The organism is Streptomyces sp. NPDC052701 (genome assembly GCF_040678355.1).
In the GTDB taxonomy this organism is placed as follows: Bacteria; Actinomycetota; Actinomycetes; order Streptomycetales; family Streptomycetaceae; genus Streptomyces.
Map to the genome: position 1 here is coordinate 269,189 of NZ_JBFATO010000001.1, position 21,301 is coordinate 290,489.

23 protein-coding genes and 1 pseudogene are annotated in these 21,301 nt (G+C 75.0%); 13 read left to right on the forward strand and 11 right to left on the reverse strand.

The window, feature by feature from the left end; all coding sequences use genetic code 11:
• Positions 1–24: 24 nt before the first annotated feature.
• From AB0L29_RS01050 to AB0L29_RS01070, 5 genes are all read left to right on the forward strand, one after another.
• A complete protein-coding gene (locus AB0L29_RS01050; RefSeq protein ID WP_365821953.1) occupies positions 25–765 on the forward strand; it encodes a beta-phosphoglucomutase family hydrolase in 741 nt (246 codons plus the stop codon).
• Positions 762–3,116 (forward strand): glycosyl hydrolase family 65 protein, encoded by a 2,355-nt coding sequence (locus AB0L29_RS01055; RefSeq protein WP_365821955.1) that lies wholly within the window; start codon positions 762–764, stop codon positions 3,114–3,116. The genes AB0L29_RS01050 and AB0L29_RS01055 overlap by 4 nt, the downstream gene beginning before the upstream one ends.
• Positions 3,117–3,300: 184 nt before the next feature.
• On the forward strand, positions 3,301–4,797 hold the full coding sequence (locus AB0L29_RS01060; protein WP_365821957.1) for a hypothetical protein: 1,497 nt from the start codon (positions 3,301–3,303) through the stop codon (positions 4,795–4,797).
• Positions 4,794–5,735: a lysylphosphatidylglycerol synthase domain-containing protein gene (locus AB0L29_RS01065; protein WP_365821959.1), complete on the forward strand. Its 942-nt coding sequence runs from the start codon at positions 4,794–4,796 to the stop codon at positions 5,733–5,735. Before AB0L29_RS01060 ends, AB0L29_RS01065 begins: the two co-directional genes overlap by 4 nt.
• 296 nt (positions 5,736–6,031) lie before the next feature.
• Positions 6,032–6,535 carry a DUF5709 domain-containing protein gene (locus AB0L29_RS01070; RefSeq protein WP_365821961.1) on the forward strand — a complete coding sequence of 168 codons (504 nt, stop codon included), beginning with the start codon at positions 6,032–6,034 and terminating at the stop codon, positions 6,533–6,535.
• Between the two features lie 175 nt (positions 6,536–6,710).
• Here the strand turns inward: AB0L29_RS01070 and AB0L29_RS01075 are convergent, their stop codons facing one another.
• From AB0L29_RS01075 to AB0L29_RS01095, 5 genes are all read right to left on the reverse strand, one after another.
• Positions 6,711–6,923 carry a hypothetical protein gene (locus AB0L29_RS01075; protein ID WP_365821963.1) on the reverse strand — a complete coding sequence of 71 codons (213 nt, stop codon included), beginning with the start codon at positions 6,921–6,923 and terminating at the stop codon, positions 6,711–6,713.
• A gap of 492 nt (positions 6,924–7,415) precedes the next feature.
• On the reverse strand, positions 7,416–8,618 hold the full coding sequence (locus AB0L29_RS01080) for a glycoside hydrolase family 64 protein (protein WP_365821965.1): 1,203 nt from the start codon (positions 8,616–8,618) through the stop codon (positions 7,416–7,418).
• A gap of 687 nt (positions 8,619–9,305) precedes the next feature.
• Positions 9,306–10,211, reverse strand: a complete 906-nt coding sequence (locus AB0L29_RS01085) for a Gfo/Idh/MocA family oxidoreductase (RefSeq protein ID WP_365821967.1) — start codon at positions 10,209–10,211, stop codon at positions 9,306–9,308.
• Positions 10,212–10,330: 119 nt separating this feature from the next.
• Positions 10,331–10,762, reverse strand: coding sequence for an HIT family protein (locus AB0L29_RS01090; protein ID WP_365821969.1), 432 nt, complete (start codon positions 10,760–10,762; stop codon positions 10,331–10,333).
• Between the two features lie 91 nt (positions 10,763–10,853).
• Positions 10,854–11,903, reverse strand: a complete 1,050-nt coding sequence (locus tag AB0L29_RS01095) for an LLM class flavin-dependent oxidoreductase (RefSeq protein ID WP_365821971.1) — start codon at positions 11,901–11,903, stop codon at positions 10,854–10,856.
• Positions 11,904–12,163: 260 nt separating this feature from the next.
• Here AB0L29_RS01095 and AB0L29_RS01100 point away from each other — a divergent pair.
• Positions 12,164–12,310 (forward strand): annotated as a pseudogene (locus AB0L29_RS01100) (SAM-dependent methyltransferase); the annotation flags it as partial.
• Positions 12,311–12,414: 104 nt separating this feature from the next.
• A complete protein-coding gene (locus AB0L29_RS01105; protein ID WP_365821973.1) occupies positions 12,415–12,675 on the forward strand; it encodes a DUF5133 domain-containing protein in 261 nt (86 codons plus the stop codon).
• A 265-nt stretch (positions 12,676–12,940) separates the two neighbouring features.
• Here the strand turns inward: AB0L29_RS01105 and AB0L29_RS01110 are convergent, their stop codons facing one another.
• The gene (locus tag AB0L29_RS01110; protein WP_365821975.1) at positions 12,941–13,897 is read right to left on the reverse strand and encodes a helix-turn-helix domain-containing protein; all 957 of its coding nucleotides are present in this window, start codon (positions 13,895–13,897) and stop codon (positions 12,941–12,943) included.
• Positions 13,898–14,081: 184 nt separating this feature from the next.
• Between AB0L29_RS01110 and AB0L29_RS01115 the strand changes: the two genes are divergently transcribed.
• Both AB0L29_RS01115 and AB0L29_RS01120 read left to right on the forward strand, forming a co-directional pair.
• Positions 14,082–14,555, forward strand: a complete 474-nt coding sequence (locus AB0L29_RS01115) for a hypothetical protein (protein WP_365821977.1) — start codon at positions 14,082–14,084, stop codon at positions 14,553–14,555.
• Positions 14,556–14,703: 148 nt separating this feature from the next.
• On the forward strand, positions 14,704–14,919 hold the full coding sequence (locus AB0L29_RS01120) for a hypothetical protein (protein WP_365821979.1): 216 nt from the start codon (positions 14,704–14,706) through the stop codon (positions 14,917–14,919).
• Between the two features lie 18 nt (positions 14,920–14,937).
• On the opposite strand, the gene tgmB is transcribed toward AB0L29_RS01120, so the two are convergent.
• The 5 genes from tgmB to AB0L29_RS01145 all read right to left on the reverse strand — a co-directional run bounded on the left by tgmB (position 14,938) and on the right by AB0L29_RS01145 (position 18,579).
• Positions 14,938–15,924: an ATP-grasp ribosomal peptide maturase gene (gene tgmB / locus AB0L29_RS01125; protein ID WP_365821981.1), complete on the reverse strand. Its 987-nt coding sequence runs from the start codon at positions 15,922–15,924 to the stop codon at positions 14,938–14,940.
• A 15-nt stretch (positions 15,925–15,939) separates the two neighbouring features.
• Positions 15,940–16,131 carry a putative ATP-grasp-modified RiPP gene (gene tgmA / locus AB0L29_RS01130; RefSeq protein WP_365821983.1) on the reverse strand — a complete coding sequence of 64 codons (192 nt, stop codon included), beginning with the start codon at positions 16,129–16,131 and terminating at the stop codon, positions 15,940–15,942.
• A gap of 181 nt (positions 16,132–16,312) precedes the next feature.
• Entirely contained in the window at positions 16,313–16,624 is a 312-nt protein-coding gene (locus tag AB0L29_RS01135) for a YkvA family protein (RefSeq protein ID WP_365821985.1), read from the reverse strand.
• Between the two features lie 309 nt (positions 16,625–16,933).
• On the reverse strand, positions 16,934–18,148 hold the full coding sequence (locus AB0L29_RS01140) for a hypothetical protein (RefSeq protein ID WP_365821987.1): 1,215 nt from the start codon (positions 18,146–18,148) through the stop codon (positions 16,934–16,936).
• Positions 18,149–18,252: 104 nt separating this feature from the next.
• Positions 18,253–18,579 carry a hypothetical protein gene (locus tag AB0L29_RS01145; RefSeq protein ID WP_365821989.1) on the reverse strand — a complete coding sequence of 109 codons (327 nt, stop codon included), beginning with the start codon at positions 18,577–18,579 and terminating at the stop codon, positions 18,253–18,255.
• Between the two features lie 376 nt (positions 18,580–18,955).
• Here AB0L29_RS01145 and AB0L29_RS01150 point away from each other — a divergent pair, with 376 nt between their 5' ends.
• The 4 genes from AB0L29_RS01150 (at position 18,956) to AB0L29_RS01165 (ending at position 21,157) form a co-directional block, all read left to right on the forward strand.
• The gene (locus AB0L29_RS01150) at positions 18,956–19,360 is read left to right on the forward strand and encodes a hypothetical protein (RefSeq protein WP_365821991.1); all 405 of its coding nucleotides are present in this window, start codon (positions 18,956–18,958) and stop codon (positions 19,358–19,360) included.
• Positions 19,357–20,124, forward strand: a complete 768-nt coding sequence (locus tag AB0L29_RS01155; RefSeq protein ID WP_365821993.1) for a hypothetical protein — start codon at positions 19,357–19,359, stop codon at positions 20,122–20,124. Before AB0L29_RS01150 ends, AB0L29_RS01155 begins: the two co-directional genes overlap by 4 nt.
• 38 nt (positions 20,125–20,162) lie before the next feature.
• Complete coding sequence (locus AB0L29_RS01160; protein ID WP_365821995.1) at positions 20,163–20,681, forward strand: roadblock/LC7 domain-containing protein; 519 nt, start codon at positions 20,163–20,165, stop codon at positions 20,679–20,681.
• Between the two features lie 101 nt (positions 20,682–20,782).
• Positions 20,783–21,157 (forward strand): hypothetical protein, encoded by a 375-nt coding sequence (locus AB0L29_RS01165; protein ID WP_365821996.1) that lies wholly within the window; start codon positions 20,783–20,785, stop codon positions 21,155–21,157.
• Positions 21,158–21,301 lie beyond the last annotated feature (144 nt).

Sequence of the window (21,301 nt, forward strand, 5' to 3'; positions counted from 1 at the left end):
CCCGCCGCGGGGAACGGGTCCTGTATGACGGAGCTCGGTCTTCCCGAAGACATCCAGGCCTGCCTCTTCGACCTCGACGGGGTCGTCACCAAGACGGCCGTGGTGCACGCGGCCGCCTGGAAGGAGACGTTCGACGCCTTCCTGCGCGAGCGCGACGGCGAGCACTTCCGGCCGTTCGACACGGCCCGCGACTACGACGAGTACGTCGACGGCCGCCCACGCGCCGACGGCGTACGCACCTTCCTCTCCTCCCGCGGCATCGAACTGCCCGAGGGCACCCCCGACGACCCGCCCGACGCCCCGACCGTGCACGGGCTCGGCAACCGCAAGAACGCGCTCCTCCTGGAGAAGATCCGCACCGAGGGCGTCCAGGCCTACGACGGCACCCTGCGCTACCTGGAGGCGGTCCGCGCCCAGGGACTGCGCACCGCGATCGTCTCCTCCAGCGCCAACTGCCAGGACGTGCTGCGCTCGATCGACGCCGAGCACCTGTTCGACGTACGGATCGACGGCGTGGTCGCCGCCGAGCGCGGGCTGCCGGGCAAGCCGCACCCCGACACCTTCCTGGCCGCCGCCCGCGACCTCGGCGTCGAACCGGCGCGGGCGGCCGTCTTCGAGGACGCGCTGGCCGGCATGGACGCGGGCCGCGCGGGCCGCTTCGGACACGTCGTCGGTGTCGACCGCGTCGGGCAGGCCGACGCCCTGTACGCGCACGGCGCCGACCGCGTCGTGAAGGACCTCGCCGAACTGGGGGGCAAGGAGTGATCACGCAGCGGGCGTACGCCGTCGAGCCGTGGGCCGTGCGCGAATCGGACCTCAACCTCGATCTGCTGGCCCAGAGCGAGTCCGTGTTCGCGCTGTCCAACGGCCACGTCGGCTGGCGCGGCAACCTCGACGAGGGCGAACCGCACGGCCTGCCCGGCTCCTACCTCAACGGCGTGTACGAGCTGCACCCGCTGCCGTACGCCGAGGCCGGCTACGGCTACCCGGAGTCCGGGCAGACGGCCATCAACGTCACCAACGGCAAGGTGGTGCGGCTGCTGGTCGACGACGAACCGTTCGACCTGCGCTACGGGCGGCTCGTGCACCACGAGCGGACGCTGGACCTGCGCCGGGGCGTGCTGGAGCGGACCTGCGAGTGGACCTCCCCGGCCGGTTCGACGGTACGGGTGCGCTCCACGCGGCTGGTCTCCCTGACCCAGCGGGCGATCGCGGCCGTGGCGTACGAGGTGGAGCCGGTCGACAGCCGCACCCGCGTGGTCGTGCAGTCGGAACTGGTCGCCAACGAGAGCCTGCCCGAGCCGGACGGCGACCCGCGCGCGGCCCGGGCGCTGAAGTCGCCGCTGGAGCCGGAGGAGGACCTCGCCTCCGGCAGCCGGCTGCGCCTGGTGCACCGCACCCGCCGCAGCGGCCTGCGGGTCGCCGTCGCCGCCGACCACGTCGTCAGCGGGCCCGGGCCGACCACCACCAGCAGCGAGAGCAACGTGGACGTCGCCCGTCTGACGGTCACTTCCGTCCTGGAACCGGGCCAGGTCCTGCGCGTGGAGAAGCTGGTCGCCCACGGCTGGTCCGGCGCCCGCTCCCGGCCCGCGATGAGCGACCAGGTGGAGGCGGCGCTCGCGGCGGCCGCGCACAGCGGCTGGCAGGGCCTGCTGGAGGAGCAGCGGTCCTACCTGGACGACTTCTGGGCGCGGGCCGACGTCGAGGTCGACGGCGACGAGGAGATCCAGCAGGCCGTCCGCTTCGCCCTCTTCCACGTCCTGCAGGCCGGGGCCCGCGCCGAGCAGCGCGCGATCCCCGCCAAGGGGCTGACCGGCTCCGGATACGACGGCCACGCCTTCTGGGACACCGAGGTCTTCGTCCTGCCCCTGCTGACCTTCACCGCCCCGGACGCCGCCGCCGAGGCGCTGCGCTGGCGCCGGAACACCCTGGACGCGGCCCGGGAGCGCGCGGCCCAACTCGGGCTGCGCGGCGCCGCGTTCCCCTGGCGGACCATCGAGGGCTCCGAGGGCTCCGCGTACTGGCCGGCCGGCACGGCCGCGTTCCACGTGGGCGCCGACATCGCCGACGCCGTCGTACGGTACGTGGCGGCGACCGGCGACGAGACCTTCGAGCGCGAGGTCGGCGTCGAACTGCTGGTGGAGACCGCCCGCCTGTGGCGCTCCCTCGGCCACCACGACGACCGGGGCGTCTTCCACATCGACGGCGTCACCGGACCCGACGAGTACAGCGCGATCGCCGACGACAACACCTACACCAACCTCATGGCCCGGGCCAACCTGCTGGCCGCCGCCGACGCCTGCAAGCGCCACCCCGACGAGGCGGCCGGGCTCGGCGTCGACGAGGAGGAGAGCGCCGCCTGGCGGGCCGCCGCCGAGGCCGTGCACGTCCCGTACAACGACGAACTCGGCGTGCACGAACAGCACGCCGGCTTCACCCGCTACCAGCGCTGGGACTTCGCCCGCACCCGCCCGGACCAGTACCCGCTGATGCTGCACTTCCCGTACTTCGACCTGTACCGCAAACAGGTCGTCAAACAGGCCGACCTGGTGCTGGCCATGTACACCTGCGGCAGCTTCTTCGAGGAGTTCTACGACGAGGAGCAGATCGCCCGGAACTTCGCCTACTACGAGCCGCTGACGGTCCGGGACTCCTCCCTGTCGGCCTGTGTCCAGGCCGTGATCGCCGCCCGGGCGGGCCATCTGGACCTGGCCTACGACTACACCGCCGAGGCCGCCCTGATGGACCTCGGGGACCTGGAGCACAACACCCGCGACGGTCTGCACATCGCCTCCCTGGCGGGGACGTGGACGGCGCTGGTCGCCGGGTTCGGCGGCATGCGGTGCGAGGACGGCACGCTGCACTTCGCGCCGCGCCTGCCGGGCAGGTTCAGCCGCCTGGCCTTCACGCTGCGCTTCCTCGGCCGCTGCCTGCGCGTGGAGATCACCGCGGACCGGGCCACCTACACGCTGCACTCCGGCCGGCCCCTGACGATCAGCCACCACGGCAGCGAGCTCACGGTGGGCGAGGACGCCCCCGTGGTGCGCGACGTGCCCCCGGTCGCACCGCGGCCGGTCCCCGAGCAGCCCCCGCACCGCCGGCCGAACGCCCGCTGACCCCGGCGCGGGAGGCGTCCGGCCGGCGGCGCCGCGGGGCGCGGGGATCAGGCGGTTGGCCGTATATCGGCCTGCACGCCTGTCGCACACGGGTTAGTTTGACCGTGTTTTCCCTTGCTTCCGTCTTCAGCCCCCGGCCGTGGGGTCCAGCAGCCCTGCGACACGTAGGGGAAAGGGGTGGACGATGACCGGTGGCGCGGGCGCCATGCTGGTCGGTATACGACGACGTGAGCAGACGAACGCCTCCGGCGTGTTCCGCCGGGTCCGCGGCAGCGGTCCGCTCGCGGCGGTGGCCGGCGTCTTCACCCTGGCGCAGCTCGTCCTCGTGCGCCCGGTGCTGGGCCTCGGCTGGGACGAGGTCGTCTACGTCAGCCAGGTCGGCGACCAGGCGCCGGCGGCCTTCTTCAGCGCGCCGCGCGCCCGGGGGGTCTCCCTGCTCGTGGCGCCCGTCGCGTCCTGGTCGTCGTCCACCCCGCTGCTGCGCGTCTACCTCGCCCTGCTGTCCGGCCTCGCCCTCTACCTGGCCCTGCGGGTCTGGCGCGGCCTGTTCCCCACGCGGGTCCTGGCCCTCGGCGGCGCCCTGTTCGCCTCCCTGTGGATCACCCTCTTCTACGGACCGCAGGCGATGCCCAACTACTGGGTCGCCGTCGGCGCGCTGATCTGCGTCGGCTGCTTCCTGCGGCTGCGGTCCGACCCCACCGCGCGGGCGGCGCTGTGGGGCGTCGCCGCCGCCGCGATGCTCATGGCGTGGATGCGCCCCACCGACGCGGTCTGGGTGACGGCGCCCCTGCTCGCCCTCGCGCTCGTGCGCCGCTCACGGCGCCTGCTGCTCGTCCTCCTGGCGGGCCTCGCGGCGGGCGCCGTGGAGTGGGTGATCGAGGCGTACACCGGCCACGGCGGACTTGCACAGCGACTGCACGAGGCCTCCCGCATCCAGGGCGGCCTCGGCTGGCAGATCGCCGTCGACGACCAGCTGCGCAGCCTCGGGGGGCGGGCTCTGTGCCGTCCGTGCACCGGGTCGATGCCCCACCCGGTGGTCACCCTGTGGTGGTTCGCCCTGCCCCTGCTCGCCGCCCTGGCCCTGGCCGTCGCGGTCCGGGCCCGCCGCACCGCCCGCACCCTCCTCCCGCTGGCCTGCGCCACGACGGCCGCCCTGCCCTACCTGTTCATGATCGGCTACGCGGCCCCCCGGTTCCTGCTGCCCGCCTACGCGCTGCTCGCGATCCCCGTCGCCGACGCGCTGTGGCACCTGGCCAGGACCCCGGGCGGCCGGTGGCGCCCGGCGGCCGCGGCCCTCGTCGCGCTGGGGCTGGCCGGACACCTGGCCGTGCAGCTCGCCGTCCTCGTGCACACCGTGGACCGCAACACCGACAGCCGCCGCGCCTGGGCCCGCACCGCCACCGAGCTGCACCGCCTCGGCGTCCGCCCGCCCTGTCTGCTCACCGGCCACGAGGCCATCCCCATCGGGTTCTACACCGGCTGCGCCTCCGGCGCGACCGGCGGCCACAACGAGAACACCACCACGGCACGGATCCTGGACACCGCGCGCCGGATCCCCGTCGCCCACCTCACCCTCCCCGGCGGCGCACCGGCCGGCTACGCCCGGTCCTGGACCGTCCACCGCGTCGGCGACCTGCAGGTCCGCGTCGCACCGGCGGACCTGCGGGACGGCCCGGGATGACGTCCGAGCAGGCCCTCGCGCCCCCCGGCCGCGGACGGGCCCACTGGCACACCGCCCTCGCCCTCGCCGTCCTGGTGGCCGCTGCCGTCCTGGCGCGGCACCACTGGCCCGTGCTCGAGAACGGCGCCGGCCGGCTCGCCGGCGCCGACCGGGGCACGCTGCTGGCGGGTGCCGCCGCCGCGGCCGGGACCTGGGGGTGCTCGGCGCTCGCCCTGCAGGGCGCGGTAGTGCGGCGACTGCCCGGACGGCGGCTGGTGGCCGCCCAGTTCGCCGCCTGCGCCGCCAACCAGGTCCTGCCCTCGGGGCTCGGTGCGGGCGCGGTGAACCTGCGCTTCCTCACGCGCTGCGGCATGACGGCCCGCCGCGCGGTGGCGGCCCTCGCGGTCAAGACCGCGGCCGGAGCGCTCACCCGAGCCGTCCTCGGCGCGGGGCTCGCCCTGACCTGCCCCGGCATGCTGCGGATCCCGCAGGTCTCCCGGACGGCGGTGGCCGTCGCCCTCCTCCTCGCCTGCGGGGCCGTCCTGCTCACCGTTTCGCTGGGGCCCCGGGTGCGGCGGGCGTGGTCGGCGGTGTCGGCGGACCTCAGGGCCGTGCACGCGCGACCGCGCCGGGCCGCGGCCCTGTGGGGCGGCTCGCTGGCCTTCCTCGTCCTGCACTGCCTGGTGCTGATCGCCGTCACCCAGGCGGTCGCCCTGCCGCTGCCCCCGGCCCGGGTGGCCCTGGCCTACCTCGCCGCGAGCGGCGCCGCCGTCCTGCTGCCCACCCCCGGCGGCCTCGGCTCCCTCGACGCGGCGCTCGCCCTGGGCCTCGCCGTCGCCGGGGCCCCGGCCCCCGCGGCGGCCTCCGCGGTCCTCGGCTACCGGCTGCTGACCGTGTGGCTGCCGCTGGTGCCGGGCCTGCTGGTGCTCGCGGTGCTGGTGCGCCGCAGGGCACTGTGACCGTCGGCGGCGTTCCCCGCCCGCCGGGGCCGGACGGGAGACGGCCGGCAGCCGACGGCGGGGGGAGGACAGGGCGGTGGCGGAGCACGACGGCCGGCCCGGCCCCGCACGCCGCCGACCGGGGCGCCTTCGCCGGCACCCTCGCCGTCGTGGCCCGCCGCGCGGCCCCGCGCCCGGACCGCACCCGCCTTTTCCGGGACCGACGGCCGGCTGCCGAGGTTAGAGATCGCGTAACGGGAAACGCGGATCAGGCACGAGAGACGAACGAGTCGACGCAGCGCGACAGGGAGGCAGTCATGGGCACGGAACCGATGGGCCCCGAGGCGATGGCGGACGACGCGTACCAGCCCACCGGAACCAACGAGGAACAGGAGGACGCCGCGCCCCTGGACCTGCAGGACGCCGTCGACGAACGGACCTACGACGACATGCTCGACGAGGGCTACTCCCCGCCGGAGAAGCCGCTGGGCGTCACCAAGCACGGCATCACGGCCGCCGAGCAGCGCGAGGGCGAGACCATCGACCAGCGGCTGGCCCAGGAGGTGCCCGACGTGTCCGGCCCGGTCGGCGACGGCATCGGCGACACCCCCGCGGGCGAGGGCGAACCGGTCGATCCCGAGGCCGGCACGGACCGCGCCGGCCGCCTGGTCGCCCCGGACGAGGGCGTACGCACCGACACCACCAAGGAGACCGTCGCCGCCGACGTGGGCATCGACGGGGGAGCGGCCGGCGCCGAGGAGGCGGCCATGCACGTGGTGGAGGACGACGTCGCCCTGCCGGAGGACGAGCGGGGGACCTGAGCGCACCGGGCGCCGCACCCACCCGGCGCCGGCCGGCGGGACGGCACCCCCTCGGCCGCCGAGGGGGTGCCGTCCCGTACGCGCCCGGTCACCGCGGCGGTCGCCGCCCCGGACGCACCCGGGGGCCGGTCCGGTACACACCCGTACCGGACCGGCCCCCGGCGCGTCCGCGGCATCAGGGCAGCAGTTTGTCCAGGGCGGCGGGGCCCTCGGCCGCCAGCTTGCGCTCGGCCCATTCCAGGGTGCGCGGAGTGAGGTCCTTGCCCGAGGCGAGCACCACGTCCTCGGGCGACACGTCGGTGCCGTTGCGGGTGTGGAGCAGGCGGTCCGGGGTGGCACGGTCCTCGGGCTGCCGGGACGCGGACGCGTCGGGCTGTGACGTCGACATTCTCTGCTCCTCGGGTCCGGATCACTGTTGCGGCCCCGGTGGTGGCATCGGGTCCGATATCACCATTCAACGCGGGGGCGCGCCGTGCATCCGGAAGGCGCGGGCACCGCTGTGAGGGGGCCGCTTCCTCTGGGTGCAGGGGTACCTTCCCGGGGGCCGCGGAAACCTGGCCCGGACCGGTGCGCCGGCCCGCCGGGCCCCGTCCGCACGCCCGCCGGTGCGCGCCCGCCGCCACCGCGGCGGGCGCGCAAGCCCGTGTCCCCGCCGCCGGCAGCGGCGGCGTCCTCCTCGGCCGTGTCGTCCGGGGCCCGGCCGGCGTCCAGGGTCGTGCCCGCGGCACCCCGACCACCGTGGTGGGCCCGCGGACCCCGCTGCGGCAGCCACCGCGCCGTCGGGGACCGGCCCTGCTTTGACGACCCGACGGCGCCCCGGGAACGCACCGCATGGGCGCGCCCCCGGGGCGCCGTCAGGGGCGACCCGGCCGGCCGGGCGTCACTCGAAGGGCGTGAGCGTCAGCCGCAGACCCGTCGGGGCGGTGTCCTGGATGTAGGAGGCGAAGTCGACCACGTCGTCGAAGGCGAAGCCGTACGCCTTGCCGTCCTCGCTGGCCGCGTGCAGGGCCTTGGAGTAGTGGTTGGTGATCTCGGTGCGGTAGAACGACGAGGGGTCGGTGGTCGGCTGGGCCGGCGAGGAGAGCAGCGTCGAGCGGTTGAACCCGGCACCGAGCACGGCGGCCACCGGACCGGTCTTGCCGTCGTTGGGAGCGGCGAGGGCGCCGTCGCAGAACAGCACGTCCCGCGTGGACGGCTTGCCGAACGAGACCGAGGCGGGCCCGTCGAAGGTGAGCCGCTCGCCGCGCACCCGGCCGGTGAAGGTGCCGGCGTTGGTGGTCACCGTGAGGTCCCGGCCGGTGTACGTGCTCCACACCTCGTCGATGTACGGGGCGAAGTAGTCCTTGGGGAACAGGCCCGCGTCCAGGCCGTGGCCGGGGGCGATGATCCGGGTGTCGTCCACGACGAGCGGGGCGAACTCCTCGACCTGGCGCACGGCGGCGAACGCGGCCGCCCGGCCGCCCTTGCGCAGGGTGCCCGTGGTCTGGTCCTTGGCGCCGGTCAGCCGGATGCTCAGCGGCACGCTGAACATGTCGACCATGGTCGTGTTGCAGAACATGCCCGAGGAGTTGTACGTGAACTCGGCGCAGTCGTGCAGCACTCCGTAGCTGGGGTCCGACTTCACCCAGCCCGCCGGGTACTGCAGCGCGGGGTTGCCGTTGCCGTCGGCGACGACCTTGAACTTCAGCTTGGCGCCGAGCGAGACGTAGATCCGGCCGGACATGTACGGCAGGGACAGCCGGGTCTCGCCGCTGCCGGCCAGGCTGATCGCGTAGTCGGCGAAGCCGTCGGGGCCGTTGTCCGACATGGCCACCGGCGCCAGGGTGCCGTCGGGCTTGACGCGCACCTGCCGGCCGTCCTGATTGCCGACGATGTAGACGTGGATGTTGGCGTTGGCGAAGGAACCGCTGTCGTTGGCGATCGTCAGGGGCAGGGAGCCGGCCGCCGCCTTGCTCTCGCCCTCGTCCGGGCCCGCGAGGGCGTGGGGGGCCAGCGCGGCGACGGCGGGTGCGGCGACGACCGTTCCCGCGAGGGCGGCGAGGAGGGTGCGGCGGCCGGGACGACGCTGGTGACGAGGAGTCATGTGGGGGGTCTCCTGAGGTACTCGTGCGGGTGCTCGTTGTGCGGGTGCGCGAGCGGGTGCTCGTGCGGATGCCCTGTCGCTGCGGCAGGCGCGGGGGAGCGGGGTGAGAGCGCTCTCACCCCGTGCGCCGAGGCCGTCGCGGGGCCCGATGCTACGACCCGGAACCTCCGCCGCCAACCCGCCCGACTTGTCCCGAACCCCTGTGACCTGGGCTTACGTGAGGAGAGTCGTCTCGGCTCATGATCACTTGAGGAGCGCTTAAGGACGGCTTAAGGAAAAGGGGAGGGGAGAGGGAGCCGAACTCCCGCGCACCGCTTCCCGGCGGATCGAGCCGGGGACGAACCCGCCCTGCGGCCGGCGCGACCGGCCGGCCGGGAGGAACTCGACTCCTTCCGCCGGCACCCCTCACCGCGCGTGGCGGCAGGCCCCTCGCCCCGCGGGGCGAGCCCGTGGGCCCTCGCGCCCCCGGGTCCCCGTGCGCGACCCGGTGAGGCCCGCCCGGTGCCCGGCGCGCCGGGAGCACGCACCCGACACCGCGGGGTCCGCCCTCCGGGCGGACGACGGGAAAGTGAGGACAGGACCTGGAAGGCCGATGAAGATCTTGCTCCGGCCGCCCGGCTCGCCCTGGGCCGCCGGTGGACGGCGTTCGCCGGGAACAGGTGCGGCCCGGGCGCGATTCCGAGATCTTCAGGGCACTTCAGGGCACTTCTGGCGGGCGCCGCCCAGCAGCGCCTCGGCCGTGGCGAGCACCTGCGTGACCCGCAGGCCGAACGCGGCGTCACACGGGTGCGCCCGGCCGGTGCGGGCGGCGGTGAGCAGGGCGTCCGCCGCCCGCACCAGGGCGGGGACCGCTCCCTGCGAGCTCTCCGGGAGGAGCGTGACCCCGGCCTCGCCCCGGAGCTCCACGGCGGCGCCGGCCGCCGAGGGCGGCGCCGTCAGGCTCAGCGTGAGCGTGCTGGAGGCACCGCCGGCGTGGTCGAGGACGAGATGGACGGTGTCCCCGGGGCCGTGCGCCGCCGCCGTCACCCGCCGCGCGTCGCCGAGCACCGGCAGCAGCACGGACAGGGCATGGGGGCCCACGTCCCACAGGGCGCCCTTGTCCCGGCGCCACGGCGAGGCCGCGAACGGGCTGTCGCCGGTGAACACCGCGCCGAGCCACTGCGCCCGCGCGGTGAACCAGCCCGGTACCTCGGCCTGTTCGGCGATCCACGCCTCGGCCTCGGGCTGGAAACGGGTGGTGAAGAAGACGACGGAGGCGACCTGGGCCTCCCGGACGGCGTCGGCCACGGCCCGCCCCTGCTCCACCGTCGGGGCGAGGGGCTTGTCCAGCAGCAGATGACATCCCGCGCGCGCCGCGCGCACCGCGAGGTCGGCCTGCACGTCCGGAGGCAGGGCGACGGCGACCGCGTCCACGTCGGCGAGCAGGGCGTCGACGTCGTCGTACGCCCGCGTGCCGTGCCGGCCGGCCAGTTCCTCGGCGGCCTGCGGGCGGCGGCCCCAGACGCCGGCGAAGTCCAGTTCCCCGTGCAGGGCCAGGGCGGGGGCGTGCGCCGCCTGCGCCCACGGGCCGGTGCCGAGCAGTCCGATGCGCATGCCGCCGCCTCTCCCCGGTGCCGGGGTCCGCCCCCGGCCGGCCGTGCCCCGACGGCCGGCCGGCGAAGAGCGTGTCACATCCACCCGGCCGGCGGGCAACCCCGGCGTGCGCGGCTCGGTCAGGCGCCGGCCGGGACGTGCTCGCCGAAGCCGAGCTCCCGCAGCGCGGCCCGCAGCCGCGTCGCCGCGTCGTCGAGCGCGGCCTCGTCCTTCTCCACCTCGGCCCGGGAGAAGTCGAAGTCGCCCATGCCCCACGCGGGAGCGACATGGATGTGCAGGTGCGGCACCTCGAAGCCGGCGACGACCAGTCCGGCCCGGGGCGCGTCCCAGGCGTGCTTCACCCCGCGGCCGACCGCCTGGGCCACGTGCACGCAGCGGGCCAGCAGGTCGCCGTCCGCGTCGGTCCACTGGTCCACCTCCTGCCGCGGCACGACCAGGGTGTGACCGGGCGTCACGGGAGCGATGCTGAGGAACGCGGCCACGTCGGGGTCCTGCCAGACGAACCGGCCGGGCAGTTCCCCCGCGAGGATCCGGGAAAAGAGCGTGGACATGCGGTGAGTATCACATCCGGCCGTTCCGCGTCCGCGGCCGGGCCGCGCGTCCGGCCCGGCCGCGGACCCGCCGTTCCGGCGGAACCGGGGATCAGCCGAACGCCGGCATGACCCGGTCGTGGATCAGCCGCAGCTGGGTGTTCACGTCGGCCACCTCCACCAGGTCACGGCCGGTGAAGGCCCTGACGAGGGTGCGGTCGGTGACGGCGCAGATCACGTGGTTCACGCCGCTGGGGGCGATCTCCCGCCGGATCTTCTCCGCGCACTCCTCGGGCGTCCCGGCGACCGAGAGCCGTTCGGCGATCTCCGGGGTGGTCAGCTCGATGCCGCGGGCCAGGTCACCGGCGGCGATGGCGTCGACGACGGGCTTCAGCTCGTCCGGGTCCACCCCGTTGCGGCGCAGCTGCTCCTCGGGCATCGAGGAGGCGTAGACACCGACCATGCTGCGCGCCGCGTCCTTGGCGGCCGCCGAGTCCGGCCCGGTCGCGAAGACGATCCACGCCCCGATGTCCAGCGCCCGCCAGTCCCTGCCCGCGCGTTCCGCCCCGGCCCGGATGTGGCGCACCGCGTAGTCGTAGGCCTCGCGGGTGTAACTGAGCGCGTGGTGGCAGCCGTCGGAGAGCTCGCCCGCCGCTTCGAAGGACTTCGGCCCGCGCATCGCGCCGAGCTTGACCGGCAGCCGGGCCTGGACCGGCCGGGCGAAGGTGAACAGGCCGTCGTAGGAGAAGAACTCCCCGTCGTGGGTGATGGCCCCCTCGTCCAGCAGGGTGCGCACCACGTGCAGGGCCTCTTTGACCCGGGACAGCGGCCGGGTGCGCGCCCAGTCGATGCGGTACTGCGCCAGCAGCCCGAAGTTGCCGCTGGACAGCACACCTTCGGCGCGCCCGCCCGACAACTCGTCGAGGGTGGCCAGCGCCTGGGCGATCAGGGTCGGCTCCCGCAGCGTCACGGGGGAGACGCTCGGGCCCAGGCGGATCCGGCGGGTCCGGCCGGCGGCCGCGGCGAAGAGCAGCCACAGGTCCTTGTGCCAGGTCTCGTCGGCGGCGTAGCAGGCGTGGAAGCCGAGCTCGTCGGCGAGCCGGATGGAGTCCAGCGCCTCCGTGAGGGGGTAGTCGGGGAGCATCGCGTAGCTGAACTTCACAGGTGCCACCTTCCGGAGAGGGAACCGTGGTGCGGGCGTGCCGTTCTCGCGCTCCGCCGAGCATGTGGACGCCGCCCCGCGCTGTCCAGAGGGCCCGAACCGGTGGACGCGCCGGTGCGCGGCGCAATGACGTCACCGCGATCCGGTGTCCACACGTCCGAGCGGGGTGCGAGTGATGACGGTCCGAGCCACGGCAGCCGGCCGCAGCCGGCTGTCCTTCGCGAACCCGACGACCCCGTCGAACGCGAGGAACCTCCCCTGTGGACCTCCCACGGATCTTCACCCTGCGCGAAAGCAGCCACCGCATCCACGACCCCTTCACCGCTGACAAGCTCGCCACCCTGGGGCGGGCGCCGCGTCTGACGCCCGGCACCCGCGTGCTCGACCTCGCGAGCGGCGCGGGCGATCGCCGGGCAACAGGATTCCGTCAATTCCGGCCAGGTGTGAGAAGGACGTGAATGGTTTCGCACGGTCCGGGCATACGCAGCGAAAACCGAGAGAGGGGCGCTACGTGCTCGTACCGGATCCGAAGGTCGTCAGGAACCTGCTGACGCGGTACGCGTCGCTGCAGATCGCTCAGGCAGAGAGGCCGTCGCCGGCGGCGGCACGCGAACTGGACGACGTCAGCTACACCCTGTGCGTGATGATGGGAACGACCAGCATCCACGACGCCATCGCCAAGGCGGACGAACTCCTGCTCGCCAAGGGACGGCCGACGGCCGTGCCGGCCGCGGACCCGGACGGGGAGAACGACCTGTCGCTGGCCGTCTGATCCCTCGCCGGGCCCGGGGCGCGAACCGGGCGGTGACCGACGAACCCGTGGGGAGGGGTGCGGTGCACACGCACCGCACCCCTCCCCACGGGCGTGTCCGGTGCCGTCCCCGCCCGCAGCGCGAGTTCCGCGCCCGCCCGCGCGCCCGGGACGGCGGCGAGCGACTCCCACCGCGTCCGGGGGCGGGCCGGGACAGGCGGCCGGCTTCTTTCCGCAGCCCGTGGACCACGTCCCGCCGCCCCGGCAGGGCGGCGGGCGGCGCTTCCTAGCCGGCGGCCCTGCCCTGGAACGCCGCGCGGTAGGCGTACGGGGTCGTGCCGGCCACCTTGCGGAACCGCTCGCGGAACGCCGTGGCCGAGCCGAACCCCGCCTGCCGCGCGATCCGCTCGACGGAGTGATCGCTGTTCTCCAGCAGGTACTGGGCGCGCCGCACCCGGGCCCGCAGCAGCCACTGCAGCGGTGTCGTGCCCGTCTGCTCGCGGAACCGGCGGCTGAGGGTGCGCTCGCTCATCCCGGCGCGCGCCGCCATCGCGCCCAGCGTGATCTCGCCGGCCAGGTTGTCCTCGATCCACTCCAGCAGCGGTTCGAGCGCCGACCCGCGCGGCACGGGCGGATGCTCGTGCACGATGAACTGGGCCTGCCCGCCCTCCCTCTCCAGCGGCATCACCGACATCCGGGCGGCGTTCGCGGCGACGGCCGACCCGAGGTCCCGCCGGATCATGTGCAGGCACATGTCCAGCGCGGCGGCGGCACCGGCCGAGGTGAGGATCTGCCCGTTGTCGACGTACAACACGTCCGGCTGCACCTCCACCCGTGGATGGCGACGGGCCAGTTCGGCGGCGGCCACCCAGTGGGTGGTGGCGCGCAGCCCGTCCAGCAACCCGGCCTCGGCCAGCACGAACGCGCCCACGCACACGGACGCGATCCGCGTCCCCGCCCGCGCGGCCTGCCGCAGGGCGTCCAGCACCCGTGCGGAGGGCGGCGCCGCCCGCGGTGAGCGGCCGGGCACGATGACGGTGTCCGCGTCCGCCAGCGCCTCCAGCCCTCGGTCGACGCGCAGGGCGAAACCACCGTCCGCGCGCACCTGCGGCGACTCGGCGCACAGGCGCACCCGGTAGGCCGGCCGGCCGTCGGGCAGCCGCGTCCAGTCGAACACCTGCATGGGCGCCGCCATGTCGAACGGCACCACCTCGTCGAGAACCAGGATCACCACGGAGTGCACGACGGCCACGATAAGCGGATTCCCGCCCCGCGCACGACCGGCGGTGTCCTCTCCGTCCGAGGGGAAACCCCAGGCCGACGGTGTTGGCGGGAATCCGTTGGAAGCTGTCGTTCCAGCCCCTGGGAGATCACCTCCCGGCTGCCTAGCGTGAGGCACCGCCGATCACCTCACGGAAAGGGTTCCGGTGACCAAGCTCCTGTTGTCCCTCCACGTCCTGGCCGCCATCGTCGCCATCGGCCCCGTCACGGTCGCGGCCAGCATGTTCCCGCCGGCGGTACGCCGCGCGGCGGCCGCCGCCGGCGACGGCCCCGACCCGGCGGCACTCGGCACGGCCGCCCTGCTGCACCGCATCTGCCGCGTCTACGCCGGCGTCGGACTGACGGTGCCCCTCCTCGGGTTCGCCACCGCGGCCGCCATGGACGTCCTGGGCAGCGGATGGCTCGTCACGTCCATCGCCCTGACCGCCGCGGCCGCCGGCGTCCTGGTCGCCTTCGTGCTGCCGCGCCAGGACGAACTCCTGGGCCTGCTGAACGAGGCCCGGCCCGTCGAGCGGGCGGGCACCGTCCGGCTCGCCATGTTCACCGGCGTCTTCAACCTGCTGTGGGCGGTCGTCACCGTCCTGATGATCGTCCGGCCGGGCTCCACCACCGGGGCCTGAGCCCCCGCCCCCGGCCCGCGGCGAACGCCGCGCGCACCCGCCCGGTGTCAAGCGCCGCCGGATAATTCGCCCTCCCGGGTGTCCGGGCGCCTAGACTCGCAGTCGCGTCCCTGTACGAGGGCCGACGAGCAGAAAGGCACGTTGACGGGTGTTCCAGGATTCCCCCATCTACGACCGACTCATCGCGGAGTGCGGCGACGTGCCCGCGCAGGTTCGCCGTGAGGCCGAACGCGTGAGCAGGGAACTGGAGCTGGTCATGCGGCCTCTGCAGTCTCCCGGCTACGCGCCGGGGCTCGACCGGCCGCAGAACCCGGGCGCGGGCTGGCAGCGCACCGCCCTGCTGCCGGGTCCGCGGCCGCAGTGACGGCGGCGGACCCGGCCGTCAGGAGGCCGCCGTGCTCCCGTCGTTGAGGTGCGCCGTCACCTCCTCCCCGGCGGGGCCCGCCAGCCACCGGGCGATCGTGCGCGCGATGGGCTGCCCCGTCTCCACCTCCACGAATCCGAACTGACCGGACTGGTTGCACTCCAGGAACCACCAGGTTCCGTCGGCGTCCTCCACGAAGTCGAAGGCGCCGTAGGCCAGTTCGGCGTCACGGACGTAAGCGCGGACGGCCGCGGCGGTGCGCGGCGGGACGTCGACGGGCCGCCACGGCGGGCCGGGTGCGGCGAAACGCACGTCGACCTCGTCGGGACCGGCGTCCGGCGCGGTCTCCTTGCGGGCCGCCAGCAGCCGGTCGCCCACCACGGTCAGGCGGATGTCGGCCCGCTTGGCGATCCGCCGTTGCAGCAGCGTCGGCCCGAACGCGACGGCGGAGAAGTCGGCGTCCGGCGCGACCCGGCTGGTCGGCACCGCCCGGGGCGGGTCCTGCGGATGCGCGCCCGAGACCGGCTTGACCACCAGGTCCGGGTAGCGCTCCGCGAACTCCCGGGCGGCCCGCGGGAACGTCGTGATCAGCGTGGCGGGCACCGGCAGACCGCACTGCTGGGCCAGTCGCAGCTGCCAGGGCTTGTGGCGGGCCCGGCGAGCCGCGTCGGGGTGGTTCATCCAGCGCGCGCCCGAGCCGCGCAGCATGCCGTAGAGCGCCTGCGAGGCCTCCTCGGTCAGCCACGCGGACGGCTGGGGCGCGTGCCCCGCCGGGGCGCCCGGCCGGCGCACCCAGACGGACCGCAGCCCGGCGATGCCCACCAGCCGTCCCCCGGCGGACAGGTGGCCCCGGAAGGAGCCGTGCACGTACTCGCCCGACAGGGCGACGCCACCGGTCAGGTCGGCCGGGTCCAGCCGGACCACCGGTACCCCCGAGGCGTTCAGGTGCACGACCACCATGTCGGCGGTCACGTCCTCCTCGCAGGTGAGGATCAGTACGGTCATGGTCGCGGCCCGTGGTCAGTCGTCGAAGTGTGTCTTCGAGCCCGCGGTGGACGTGGTGGTTCCCACCTCTCTCAACAGGGCGTGGTCGCAGGCGGCGACCCGGCCGTCGAAGAGCACGTTCAACTGGAGCCCGGAGTCGTACACATATGGAGTGGTCGCCTCCAACTGCACTGCTGGGCGGGCATAGTTGAGCGCGAACGGTTGCATCGTCTCTCCCTCGTCGGTGCTGCGCCGATCAGGCGGCGGCCCGCGTACGCCACCGTCTGGTCCGCCGACTTCCTTCGGCTTCCAGAGACTTATACGAGTCGAACGGGTGGTTGGTTTCCTTACGCTCCGTGATCACGGTGCGAACGCGCGTCCCCGGCCACCCGCAGCCGCGCGTCCGTCCTCATCGCACGCCGGCGCGCTCGGGCCGCCGCGCCGCGCCGGAGTCCCGTCCGCCGAGGGAGCCGCGGAGGGTGCGCAGAGCCAGCAGGAGGACGCCGATGTCGTCCAGGTACACCGGGTCGGGCAGCAGGTCGGTCGGCAGCACCAGATAGAGGACCGCACCCCAGAACACCCAGCGTGGCCCGGTGGGCAGGCCCGCGCGGCGCAGCTCGCGCCGGGTGCGCACCAGTCGCACCAGAAGCGCGACGGCGAGGGCGAGCAGGACGGCCGCGAGGACCGCGGCCACGGTGATCATCGCTGTGGTCGCATCCACGGGCCACCTCCCACTACCGGCGTGCCGTGATGCACGCGTCCCCGTCCTGATTCCCGTTTCCGGCGGCCGTATGGCGTCCAGGACCGGACATGTGTTTCTCGGCACACCGCGGGCGGTCCCGGGCGGGACGAGCGGGGCCGGGCCGTCGTCCCGGTGGCCCGCCCGGGCGGCACGGGCCGACGGGGGTGCCGTCCCGCCGGGACACCGGCCGGGACGGCGCCCCCGTGCCTCGCGAACCCCGGTACGCCGCCGACCGGTTTCCGCCGTTCCGCCGACCGGCCGGCGGCCGTCAGCGCTCGGCGGCGGCCGTCAGCGCTCGGCCCCGGCGGGCTCGGCCGCACCGCCCTCCAGGTGAGCCGGCTCCCGGTCCGCCCGCTCCCGGTCGTCCGGCTCCCGGCCTTCCCGCTCCCGGTCCCGGTCCGGCTCCGCGAGGGCGGCCGGCCGCAGGGCTCTGGCGGTGCCCTTCAGCCGCTCCAGCGTCCGGGTCAGCTGCTGGAGCGGGGACGCGGCCTGCGGCTGCGCGGGCCCCGCGAGGGTCCCGGCGGTCTCGCGGTAGGCGGCCAGCGCCTCGTGGGCGTGCTCGGCCGCCTCCCGGTACAGGTCCCGGGACTTCGTCATGGCCTCCAGCGCCTCGGCGTACATGGCCACCAGCTTCCGCTGGCGGTCCAGTTCCTCCTCCATCGTCGGCAGGTGCCACTCCTCCCGCAGCGCGGCCAGGGCGTCCCCGGCGCCGTCCGGCAACGGCCTGGGCAGTGCGGCGAACCGCGTCACCGCCGCCGTGAGGTCGGCCGGCTCCGCACCGTCCAGGAACACGGCGCGCACGGAGAAGTCCCGGGCGTCGTAGCCGGACGGCACCGGCGCGCCGGGCAGCACCACGGCCCCGCCGCGCGGCACCTCGACGCCGTGGTCGCGCAGCGCCCAGTTCACCACCCGCAGCTGCTGCGGCGCCGCGCGGTGCTCGACCACGCGGTGCCGCAGGCTCGGCGGGAGCCACCGCGCCAGCGGCAGACGGCCGCGTTCGTCGGTGGTCATGGCCTCGTGGACCACGACGTGGATGTTCCAGCCACTGCGGGCGGAGTGCCGCAGCAGGCGGCGCACGGCCTTGTCGTCGTCGGGGAGCGGGTTGATCCGGCTCAGGGACAGGCCGGTGACGGCGTCGTGGTCCCAGCCGGCGTCCGGCTCCTGGGGCCAGAACACGGCGGCGGGGGACGGCCAGGCCGGCTCCCAGGGCTGTTCGGCCTCGGCGAGCAGCGTCCACTCCCGCTCGCCGCCGGAGCCCCGGGCCAGGCTCAGCCGGGCCCGCACGATCACCCGGTCGGGGACCTGCCAGCGGGCCTCGAAGACCCGCTCGGAGGAGTCCTCCCCGGAGGCGGGCACCTCCAGGAAGTCGTCGATGGCCCGGATGTCCTTGCGCTGCTGCAGCGAGCGCCGCAGGACGTCCTCGGCGGCGGGTCCCGTGTGGCGGCCGCGGGCCAGCCACACCGTGGGGGGAGTCGTGGGGCGGACGGTGGCGGAGGTCGGCATGAGTCCATCTAGGAGTGGGGGCACGTGCCCTGCCAGTATCGTCGCCGCGGCCCGACGGCGATCACGCGGGGCCTGCCTGGCCCGCGCCGCCGTTCCGTGCGCGGCTACCGCTGCTCACCTCCCCGGTCGTCCTGGGGCTCGCGGCCCGTCACGAGGTCGGTCACGCCCGACTCGTCGGCCGTGTCCTCCCCGCCGGGGCGAGGGGTGCCGCGGCCGCCGGCCTGGCCGCCGCCGGTGGTGCCGTAGCCGCCGGGCACGCCGGGGACGCTGTCCGCGTCGGCCTGTTCCCGGCTGATGTGCCGGGTGGCGCGGACGCCTGCGCGGCGTTCGGGGTGCGGATAGCTGAAGGGACGGGCCGCGGCCCGCTCCTCCTCCGTGCGTTCCGCCGAGTCGGTGCCGTCGGGTTCTTCCGGAATCCTGCCTTCGGTCATGCGCTCCGCGTACCCCCGGTGGGCGGGGACATGTGGCGCACGGGGTGTGCGCACCGCGCACAAGGTGGTGGACCTTCACCCGTGTCCCCGGCGGAGGGCGCTCACGACAATGGCGGACGAGCGGGGCCCGCCCACCATCCGCATCGGGGCGGGCCCCGTTCGTGCCGTGACGGCACGAGCGTGCCGTGCCGTGACGGCACGGCCGTACGCGGGCCGGTCCGGGGCGCCCCCGCCCGGGCGGGGGCGAGGATAGCGGATCGCAATCCCTTTCCGTGCACGTTCCATTGGAAAATGCCAATGCCCTCACCTGGGTCGAGCACGTTCCGTAGTCTCGCTCTCACGTTCGCGGTACAGCCGTGCAGGGAGGGGATCCGGCGTGCCCGGAATCGACGAGAGTCTGCTGGAAGCCATGAGACTGCCCGGTGCGCGGGGTGCGTCGGTGGTGGACTGGATCAGTGGTCTCCCCCTGGGCGCGGTGGGCGACGCGCCGGGCGGCGACATCGAGGCGACGGCGGCGGAGACGGCCGAGCTCGCCCGTCTCGCCACCGAGAGCGGCGCCCTCGCCCCCGCCGACGGCGGCGGGGCCGCGGCGTCCGGCAAGGAACCGCCCGTCCAGGACCTCATCCTCACGAACACGGACTCGTACCACCTGCTGAGATTCGTCACCACCCCCTTCGACAGCACCGTGTTCGTGCACCTGTGGCTCGACCGCCGCGACGGCAACCTGGCCCTGGCCCGCATCCGGCTGGCCGAACTGGCGGACCGCCTGGTGCTCGGATGACCACGGCATCCCGTACGGACCAGCCCGCCTCGGCCCTGCTCGCCGCTCTCGCCGCCGAGCGCGCCACCGGGGCCCTGTCGACCGAGGCGGGGATCGTCTACCTCGCGGCGGGGCACGTCGTCCACGTCGAGTCGGCCCTCACCCCCGACCTCGGCACCCTGCTCACCGGCAGCGGCGCCGTCGCCGCCGACGGCTGGTGGGAGGCGGTCGACCGGGCCGGCGCCCGCCGGCGGGTCGGCCGGCAGCTGGTGGACAGCGGCCGCCTCACCGCCGGCGCGCTGGAACTGTGCCACCTCGGCGCCCTCTTCGACGCGGCGTACTTCGTCCTCGCCCACGACACACCGGCCCTGCGCTTCAGGCCGGACGCCGCGCACTGGCTCGGCGCGGTCCGCCCCGTACCGGTCCACACCGTGCTGCGCGAGTCGCGGCGCCGCCGGGCCCTGCTGCACCGCATCTGGCCCGAGTCCGACGTCGACACCGCCGCGCTCGTCCGGGTGCCCGGCGCCGGACCCGCCGAGCTGCCCGCGCGCCGGCGCCGGACGCTGGCGCAGGTCGACGGCGTCCGCACCGCCGCGCAGATCGCCGCGAACCTCGCCTGCCGCACCTTCCACACCCTCGTCGAGCTGCGCCGCCTGGCCGCCGACGGACTGGTCACCCCCGCGCCCCCGGCCCCCGCGCCCGGCCCCGACCGGCGGACGGAGGCGCGGGAAGAGCCCGACACCGCCCTGCTGCGACGGCTCCTGGACGCCTTGGAGGCACTGTGATCCGCGCGCGACGACAGCGTGCCGAAAGGAGAATGCTGATGGCCGTCGAGACCGACGTCCTGGACGAGCTGCGGCGGCTGCGGACCCGCGTACCCGCTTTGACCGGCTCGCTCTCGGCCACCGTCGACGGACTCGTACTGGCTCACGACGTGCCCGGGACCGAACCCGAGGGCCTGGCGGCGCTCACCGCCGCCGCCCTCGGTGTCGCCCACCGCATGGCGGACGACGCGGCGCGCGGGGAGTTCCGCGAACTGCTCGTGCGCGGCACCCGCGGCTACGTGGCGACGTACGCGGCGGGTCCGACGGCCGTCCTCACCCTCCTCGCCGACGACCGCGTCAACGTCGGCCGCCTCCACCTGGAGGGCCGGCGCAGCGGCGCGCGGATCGCGGACCTGGTGGCCGCCCACATCGGCCCGGGCGGCGGCCGGCACGCCGGCCGGACGCCGCCGGAACACCCCGCCCCCGCCCCCGCGGACCCGGCCCGCCCCATCGGCACCCTCCCGGTGCGCACCCCGCAGCGGCCCGCCCACCAGCCGCGCCCCCAGCCCGGCGGCTGAGTCCTCGCTCCCGCCCGCCACGGACGCCCGGACCGAACCGGACGCCCGATCCGGCCCACCCACCGCGACCCACACCACACCGACGGAAAGGAAAACCTCCCATGGCCAACACGGAGACCGCGCTGAAGGAATGCCTGAGCTCCATCGACGGAGCCACGGCCGTGGCGCTCGTCGACTACACCAGCGGCATGGCCCTCGGAACGATGGGCGGCAGCAAGGACTTCAACCTCGAGATCGCCGCCGCCGGCAACACCGACGTCGTACGGGCCAAGCTGCGCACGATGGAGATGCTGGGGCTGAAGGAGGAGATCGAGGACATCCTGATCACCCTGAACAGCCAGTACCACCTGATCCGCCTGCTCAAGGGCCGCGGCGGCAACGGGCTGTTCCTCTACCTCGTCCTGGACGCGAGCCGGGCGAACCTGGCGATGGCCCGCCACCAGCTCCGCAGGATCGAGAACGACCTGGAGGTCTGAACCGGCCGCGGACCCGGTCCGGAGCAGCCGAGGGCCCCGCGCGAAGCCCGTCGCGCGGGGCCCCGGCGCGAACGCGCCGACGCCTGCCGGGAGGCGGGCGTCCCGCAGCCGCGGGTCCCGGACCCCTCGCACCGGTGGCGGCCC